At 35.8% G+C, this 8,351-nt stretch carries 5 protein-coding genes; all 5 read right to left on the bottom strand.

The window, feature by feature from the left end; genetic code table 11:
- Positions 1–436: glycoside hydrolase family 97 N-terminal domain-containing protein (locus NU08_RS17330; protein WP_207214081.1), on the bottom strand; the 436-nt coding region annotated here is incomplete at its 3' end.
- A gap of 67 nt (positions 437–503) precedes the next feature.
- The gene (locus NU08_RS17325; RefSeq protein WP_317126370.1) at positions 504–1,877 is read right to left on the bottom strand and encodes a glycoside hydrolase family 43 protein; all 1,374 of its coding nucleotides are present in this window, start codon (positions 1,875–1,877) and stop codon (positions 504–506) included.
- Between the two features lie 40 nt (positions 1,878–1,917).
- The gene (locus NU08_RS17320) at positions 1,918–3,495 is read right to left on the bottom strand and encodes a glycoside hydrolase 43 family protein (protein ID WP_129748367.1); all 1,578 of its coding nucleotides are present in this window, start codon (positions 3,493–3,495) and stop codon (positions 1,918–1,920) included.
- Between the two features lie 54 nt (positions 3,496–3,549).
- Positions 3,550–5,832: a glycoside hydrolase family 127 protein gene (locus NU08_RS17315; protein WP_129748366.1), complete on the bottom strand. Its 2,283-nt coding sequence runs from the start codon at positions 5,830–5,832 to the stop codon at positions 3,550–3,552.
- Positions 5,833–5,850: 18 nt separating this feature from the next.
- Positions 5,851–8,307, bottom strand: coding sequence for a glycosyl hydrolase family 95 catalytic domain-containing protein (locus NU08_RS17310; RefSeq protein ID WP_129748365.1), 2,457 nt, complete (start codon positions 8,305–8,307; stop codon positions 5,851–5,853).
- Positions 8,308–8,351: the final 44 nt, after the last annotated feature.

Raw genomic sequence — 8,351 nt, 5'->3', positions numbered from 1 at the left:
CTTCCTGAACCACGCACGAAAGCGTTTCCTTCTGCGGATAAACTTTATATTTGAATGCCATATTATTATTGCTCACCCTAAAAATCACATCAAGAGCTGGCCTGTCCTCTTTTGTGAACGAAAAAACAGCTTCGTTGGCCGTATAATGCACGCTGCTTTTTTTGATGTTTCGCAGCTGATATGATTCGTCAATTTTGTTTTGGATGCTATTTGCCTGCAAAGCCAGTCCAGAACTGAAATCTCCCGCATTCGTTTTTAAGCCTAATGGCGATTTTTCTATAAATGTTTTTTCATTGAATGTTACGCTATACTGGGGCATTCCGTTATCTGCAGAAACCGACACCGCAAGCTTTCCGTCCGGACTTTTTACCACTGATTGGGCGCTTAGTTTAAAGAAACTAACTAAAAACAAGAATATTAAATTTTTAAGATTCATAACCTTTTAAGATTTATCTTTTTGTTAATGATTGAACTCTTCGTATTGAAGTATGGTTAGCTAATTGTCATTTAGAAAACATCCAATAATCGAAATACATGATTTTTTCAGTAGCGTTGCCTTTGTATATAAAATAAAGATCGTGCACTCCAAAAACCTTTTTTATATCTGTTGTAACGAGAACCCATCTGTCATTTCCTCCTGTCATAGGAACTTTTACTGTTCCTATCAATTCCCCATCTATGCTATCAAGTCTAATTTCCATTGATACATTTCCATTGTGCGTAGTACCTATTCGAGCCGTAAATTTTGAAGCACCTGATTCGCGAAAATCAACATCTTTCACTTTAGTAAATGCATTGTTTTTTAAGGCAGTAATAAAAACACCTACTTCTTTATTCTGCATAGATTTTACATCTTTAGACCAAGCAATCGTTTCTGCTTCTGACTTAGCATAAGGATTCAGAGTTCCAATTCCTTTTTTAATGCCTTCTGTCATGTTCATTTCTTTAACTTTACCATCAGAATTAAAAAACAATTCTTCAACAGCCACAGATCTTGTAAAACCACTACCTCCTGGTAAAGCGCCATTATGGTAAAAGAAATAGGTTTTTCCTTTAAAATCTACTACACCAGGATGGTTTGTAAAACTCTCCCCTTGAGTTGGCATTACAACTCCTTGATATTTCCACGGCCCAAGCGGACTTTTGCTTGTAGAATAACCTATATGCTCAGAAATAGGTCCGGCAGCAAAAAACAGATAGTATAATTTGTTTCTTTTATAAAGCCAAGGCCCTTCCTCATAAGTCGTAGGTCTGCGGGGATCTTCTTTTCCTATTCGCTTTCCAAATGATTCAATTGTGTTTGTAAATATCTTTACCTCATCGCTATAAGAAATCATGTCTTCATTTAATTTCACATAATGACAAACAGGATTTCCCCACAATAAATATGCCTGTCCATCATCGTCAATAAAAACGGTCGGATCAATATCGGCGTCGCTGTTTTGCACCAAAGGTTTTCCTAACGGATCTATAAATGGCCCATACGGACTGTCAGATACTGCTACACCAATGCCATTTCGACCTTGATTATCTGTAATTGGAGCGTACAAATAAAACTTGCCTTTTCTTTCTATGCATTGAATTGCCCAAGCATTCATTTTAGCCCAGCTAAAATCTTTATACGATAATACCGCTCCATGATCTGTCCAGTTTACCATATCTTCTGTAGTGTACAATTTCCAGTCATTCATGGTAAACCAAGTAGAATCGTCTTCGTCATGCGAAGTATACAAATACAGTTTATTATTGTAAACCATTGGCGCCGGATCTGCTGTATAGCTTGTCTGTACAATAGGATTTTGAGCAAAACCAAATATAGGAATGATAAATGCTAGAAATTTTATTCTTTTTAAATACATTATATGATATATTTTCATTAATTCTATTTTAAATCACCGTTAGAACTTTAATTAGAAGCTAATTCGTTTCTAAAATCTTTTCATCAATTCTGAAATAATCAAAATCGGCGAAACCTCCTGCAGTTTTAGTAGCGTAATTAAACAGTCCGAATCTATAGCCCATAAAATGCGGAATGGTATATGGCATCTTAATAGATTTTCCAATGCTGATCCATTTTTTACCGTCTAAACTGTAATAAAATCTTCCCTGATCTGCTTGATTTCTAAAATCGCATTCGGCTTTAAAATATATTTTGTTCTGATTTAATGGAACACTTTCTACTTCTTTTGGATTTCCTTTTTCGGCATCCACCATCACAATTCTTTTTTCCCCATCACCTATTTTTACTCCAACCAAACCAAAATCTTTTTGCAGCAGCGAAAGACCGGCAAAATCTCCTTCTTTCATATTTGAAAGTTCTAGCACTGTAGCTCCCGAACATACAGGGCCAAAAGTTCTCTGTGTCAAAATATTTTTTACCTGCGTGAAACTGCTGTCGATTCTGGATGTTTTTAATCTTAAATAGCCCTTTCTTTCTTTTACCGACCAGTTTGCATTATCGGGATTATGATTCCATTGCCAAACCAAAGGCAGATCACTTTCTCCGTTTTTACGATTAAATTCGTCTGAGTTTACGATTCCGGGAATAAGGCTTTTATTGGCTGGAAGATTTAGCTTTTGAGGCACTTTACTATTTTCTCCTAAAATTGGCCAGCCGTTTTCCCATTTTACAGGAACCAGATACGGAATACGGCCAACGCCACCCGCATCCCTAAATAAATACGAAAACCATCTGCCATCTGGAGTATCAATAAGTCCGCCTTGAGCGACGCCCAAATCCTGCAATCCAATTTTTCCTTCCCATGGCCCTGCAATATTATCTGCTCGATGTATGATTACAGTACGCATGCCGTTTTTTGGCCAGCAGATATTAAACAGATAATATTTTCCGTTAATTTTAAAAAGCTGTGATCCTTCTGCTGGTAACATAATATCGGATTTCGCAGGAGCATTAGCATTCTCTATTAAAACCTTCTTTGTTTCTTCTTTAACTTCAGACAGATCTTCTTTTAATTCTACAATTTGAATTTTTCCACCACCCCAAACCAAGTAGACTTTTCCATTATCATCAAAGAAAAGAGAATGATCATGATAGGAATTGTTTAAAACAATTTTCTTCCACGGTCCTTTTTCAATATCTTTTGTAGAGAAAATATAAGTTTTGCCAGTCGTGCCAGAAAAAGTACTCACGTAATATACGCCATTGTGATAACGCAAACTACTCGCCCATGAACCTCTTCCGTAGTCATTTTTTCCATTATCTAAATTCAGTCGGTCGTTGTGATCTTCTAAGGTCTGATAGGCATAATTAACCAAATTCCAATTCACTAAATCCTTAGATTTCATAATAGGAATCCCAGGATTCATATGCATTGTGGTACTGCTCATATAATAAGCATCATTAACCCTGATTATAGATAAATCAGGAACATCTGCAAAAATAATGGGATTTTGGGCTTTTACTTTTTGAGAATGACTTGTCACAATAGTAAATGTAATCGCAAAAAAAACATATATAAAATCTTTTGTTTTCATCGTTTTTGTTTCTTTTCTGGATCTCTGAAAAATGTCTAATAGAGATATTATTCTTTAATTCGTAACAATTCTAAGCTGAGAAAATTTTGGGCTGACTTTTCCGTCTTTTGCCAGAATTTTAATGTTCAGCACTTGCTTGTTATCTATTTTTATATTGATGGTCTTTTTATCAGATGATGTTACTACCGCTGGCTTTTCATTGATTAAAATAATACTATTATCGCTATTGTATTCATCTAAAACACTGATTTTCAAAAACTGACCTTTGCTGTTTTTGTTCAGCATTTGATAAGAGATATAAGCACGTGTATTTCGCCAGAACTTTCCGTCCTCGTAACCCGAATTGCTTTTTTCTCCTTTATACAAATGATCGACTTCTGGCTGCTGTTCACCACAATTTATTTTATCTATTGTTTTGGCTTCAAGTGCCATTGCTTCAATTTCCTGCTTCTTCAGCAACTCCTGCTTTTCTTTATATTCTTCTTTGGAATACGTCTGAAAATACATTTGATAGCGGGCATCGTGCACTTCAAAAAAAGGCTCCAATTCTAATGAATCTAAACTATATCTTAAGTTCCCTGTTTCTTTAAGTTTTGATATATAATCTGCTTTATCTCCAACCAATGCATAGGCTTTATCAAGCGGAATAAATTTTCCTCTTGCGGCATGTCCCATTCGGCTATCATCTGCAAACAAGCCATCTAATCCTTCCGTCGAAGTTTTGGCAGCCAATACAATTGGCCCTTTGACAAATGCACTCCAATTGGAACCGTCTGGCAGATTTTCTAAATGTATTGACGTTTTAAATCTGATACTTATTTTATCTCCCGACTTCCATTTTCTTGAAATCGCAACATATTCAGAGGGTTTGGTTTCGATTTTTTGTTCTTTTCCATTAATGAGTATTTCAAAACTTTCAGCCCATTTTGGATAACGGATATTCAAAGCAAAGTGTTTTGATTTTTTAAGTTTTACAACTAATTCTGTCTCATTTTCATAAGGAAATTTTGTGGTTTGTTCCAACTCTATACCTTTTTCTTCCCATTTTAAAATTGAAGGAATAAAAAGATTTACAAAAAGATCATTTTGTGTATGGCTGTAAATTAATTCTCCATATTTGGTATGATTTTCAAGTCCCGTTCCGACACAGCACCACATGCTTGTCTGAGGCTGAGAATACACGCGATAATGATTTGGACGAATAGGCGTGAAATACACAAAACCTCCTTTTTCTGGATGTTGGCTCGAAAGGATATGATTGTAAAGTGTTCTTTCGTAAAAATCCAGATAATGCACATCATTTTTATCGAGAAACAAAGCTTTAGCAAGACGTTCCATATTGTACGAATTGCAGGTTTCTGGCCCTTCATTCGATTTTACCATACCGCTAAAATCGTTAACTGGATTAAAATGTTCTGCAACACTGTTTCCTCCAAAGGCAACTGTTCGTTTTTGGGTCACATTATCCCAAAAATATTGCACACCATCTGACCATTCTTTATTATCAGAAAGAGCGGCAATCTTTTCAAAACCAACCACTTTTGGTATTTGAGTATTAGCGTGAAGTCCTGTGAGTTTGTCTTCTTTTTGCAGTAATGGATTTAATAAAACTTTATGCGATAATTTTTCGGCGGTTTCAAGGTATTTTTTGTCTTTTGTAATGATATACAAATCGGCAAAAGATTCATTTATTCCTCCATGCTCTGTTGCCAAAACTTTCTGGATCTGTTCATCAGAAAGCGGACGGATTAATTCTATAAACCAATCTCCAAGTTTTATTACTATATCTTTTGCTTGCTCACTTCCGGTGTATTGATAAGCATCAATTAAACCAGCAAAAAGTTTGTGAATGTTATAAATAGGAACCCAAGTATTGTTGAGTCCAAAACTGCTTCCGTCAATATCTCCTTTATGAATTCGATCCCAAAAAATTTTGCCTTGCGGAATACCTCCAACATAGCCATCGCCATTTTTAGCCTGACAGTGGGCCAATTCTGATAGCATATAGGCTAATCTATCTTTAAGCTCTTTGTTTCCAGTAGATGTATACATCATAGCTAAAGCAGAAAGATAATGTCCGCCAATATGTCCATCCAATCCTATATTTTCCCAATTGCCATAACGATCTGCCTTTGGCGGAAGCCCAGATTCTAATAAATAAGGCGCTAGAAGTTTGTCAGGATCTAAAGCTAAAATATACTTTAGATCTACATTTTGAGCATTTTTAAATGGTCCTTCTTTTAGTTTTACTTCGCTTAAATCAAATAACTTCATTTGAGCCGATGCATTGGCTCCTATCATTAAGGCTAATAGGCAAAATAGAATGTTGTTTTTCATTATAGATTGAATTTGAATTTATTGAAAGTAAAAAGTATAAGTTTTCCCTTTTTCTGTCATGATATCATACAAATAAGATGTTTTAATATTCAGCAATTGAATGTTTGAATCTTTAGAAATAATTGGTTTTTCGGTTTCCTCCACTCTATAAAATAGATTTGAATTTTCCCCTGTTGCTATTTTTAAATTTTTATTCTTTTTTAGAATAAGCTCATTAGGAGTTCTTAATCTTAGATTGCCACCCAGATTAGAATAAATAGTTACCGCTGTTATTTTTCCATTTTTCCACTTTAAATCTTTTATTTCAAAACCTCCTCTCGCTTTTAAACCGCTTATTGATCCATATTCTTTTAAAGCATCAGGTAAAGCAGGAAGCAGATGAATTGCTCCATCTGAACTTTGCATAAGCATCTCGGTAATACCAGAAGTACAGCCAAAATTACCATCGATCTGAAATGGCGGATGCGCATCAAAAAGGTTATTATAGGTTCCGCCTCCTTCGTGATTTACGCCAAGCGGTGTCAATTGATTTTGAATTAAGCTGTAGGCATGATTGCCGTCCTGCATTTTTGCCCACCAGTTTACTTTCCAGCCCATACTCCATCCTGTAGATACATCGCCTCTTTGCAGCAGTGTGTTTTTTGCAGCTGCAAAAAGCTCTGGAGTTCTATATGGCGAAATCTGATTGGACGGATACAAACCATATAAATGCGAAATATGGCGGTGATTATCTTTTGGATCATCTACGTCATCAAGCCATTCTTGAAGCTGATTGTATTTTCCAATTTGCATAGGAGGCAGTTTTTTTCTCAGTACTCTAAGACTATCTGCAAATTCTCTGTCTTTCTGTAAAACTTCTGAAGCTTTTATAAGCGTGCTAAAAACATCAAAAACAATTTGATTGTCCATGGTAGAACCTGCTGTCATTGCCGAATTTTGATGTGCTATTGGCGTATTTTCAGGTGAATTCCCAGGTGCTATGACCAGCCATCCGTTTGCAGGGTCTTCAACAAGAAAGTCAGCATAAAAAAGAGCAGCTCCTTTTAATATTTCGTAAGCAGATTTTAAATATGCCGCATCTCCAGTATATAAATAATGTTCCCAAACATGCTGGCTCAGCCATCCTCCGCCTGCATTCCACACTCCCCACGTTGCGCCATCAACAGCACCATTTATTCTCCAAATATCGGTATTATGATGTGCCATCCATCCTCTAGCACCGTACATTACTTTGGCTGTTTCCTGTCCTGTCTGCGAAAGCTCTTGAATCATTTTTAATAAAGGTTCATGCATTTCAGAAAGGTTTGTTTTTTCGGCTGGCCAGTAATTCATTTCCGTATTAATATTGATGGTATATTTGCTATCCCATGCCGGTGTCATACTGCGATTCCAGATTCCCTGCAGATTTGCAGCCTGTCCACCTGGCTGTGAAGAAGAAATTAGGAGATACCTGCCGTACTGATAATATAAGGTTACAAAAGACGGATCTGAAACATTTCTAAAATTGGATAATCTTTCATCTGTAGGCAATTTATCTTGTTCTGTAGTTCCTAAATCCAATTTCACTCTGTTGAAATATTTTTGATACGCAGCAATATGAGCGATTTTCATCTTATCATAATTCTTAACAACCGCTTTATCCAGATAAGATTGAGCCAGTTTATTTTCATCGCCACTTACATCATTATAATTTACAAAGTTGGAAGCTATAGAAACCATGATTACTACTGAATCTGCTTTATCGACTTTCAACGCATTATCAACAGTGCTTATATTTCCGCCTTCGACTTTTAATTTTGCTAATGCATTAAACTGAACCTTTCCTTCTACACCTTCATGATCACTGGTGTTTCCCCAAAGTGAGATTTCATTATTATTAATTGTAATTTTTTGCTTCTTATGTTCTGATGTAAAACCAGATGTAAATGATAGCTGCCCAGGTTTATCTGCAGAAAGTTTAATGACCAAAACTCTATCTGCAAAAGAGGTAAAAGCTTCTCTTGTAAAAGTCACTCCATTTACTTTATACATTGTTTTTGCAACTGCATTTTCAATATCCAGTTCACGATAATAATCGGAATATTTCTGATCTGGGAAATTCAGTTCCAAATTTCCGACAGGCTGAAACATCTGCCCATGAGATTTTTTGGTAATGATAGTCTCATTGATCAGTTTTTCGGCTTTTTGATATTCTCCCTGAAAAAGAAATTGTCTTATCTGAGCCAGAGCTTCTTTTGCTAGCGGATTATCATTTCGGTTAGGACTTCCGCTCCAAACTGTGCTTTCATTTAGCTGAAAAATTTCTTTTCCGACATTCCCATAAACCATGGCGCCCTGAAAACCATTCCCTATTGGCAATGCATTTTCCCAAACATCACCAGATGGAGTTTTATACCAAAGCTTTAGATCTGATTTCTCTTGACCTAACATGGAAATTCCGAAGAAAAACAGGAGATTAAACAAATGCTTTTTCATATATTTTTAGTCATTTTTTAATATTCTTTTCTAACAAAAAGAAA

The organism is Flavobacterium anhuiense, from assembly GCF_004151235.1.
GTDB lineage: Bacteria > Bacteroidota > Bacteroidia > Flavobacteriales > Flavobacteriaceae > Flavobacterium > Flavobacterium anhuiense_A.
The sequence above is the reverse complement of the archived record's forward strand: the minus strand, read 5'-3'. Positions and strand labels throughout refer to the sequence as shown.

Bases quoted from the DNA above. Each gene is read 5' to 3' on its own strand.
- NU08_RS17325 (WP_317126370.1), bottom strand. From the start codon at position 1,877: ATGAAAATATATCATATAATGTATTTAAAAAGAATAAAATTTCTAGCA.
- NU08_RS17320 (WP_129748367.1), bottom strand. From the start codon at position 3,495: ATGAAAACAAAAGATTTTATATATGTTTTTTTTGCGATTACATTTACT.
- NU08_RS17315 (WP_129748366.1), bottom strand. From the start codon at position 5,832: ATGAAAAACAACATTCTATTTTGCCTATTAGCCTTAATGATAGGAGCC.
- NU08_RS17310 (WP_129748365.1), bottom strand. From the start codon at position 8,307: ATGAAAAAGCATTTGTTTAATCTCCTGTTTTTCTTCGGAATTTCCATG.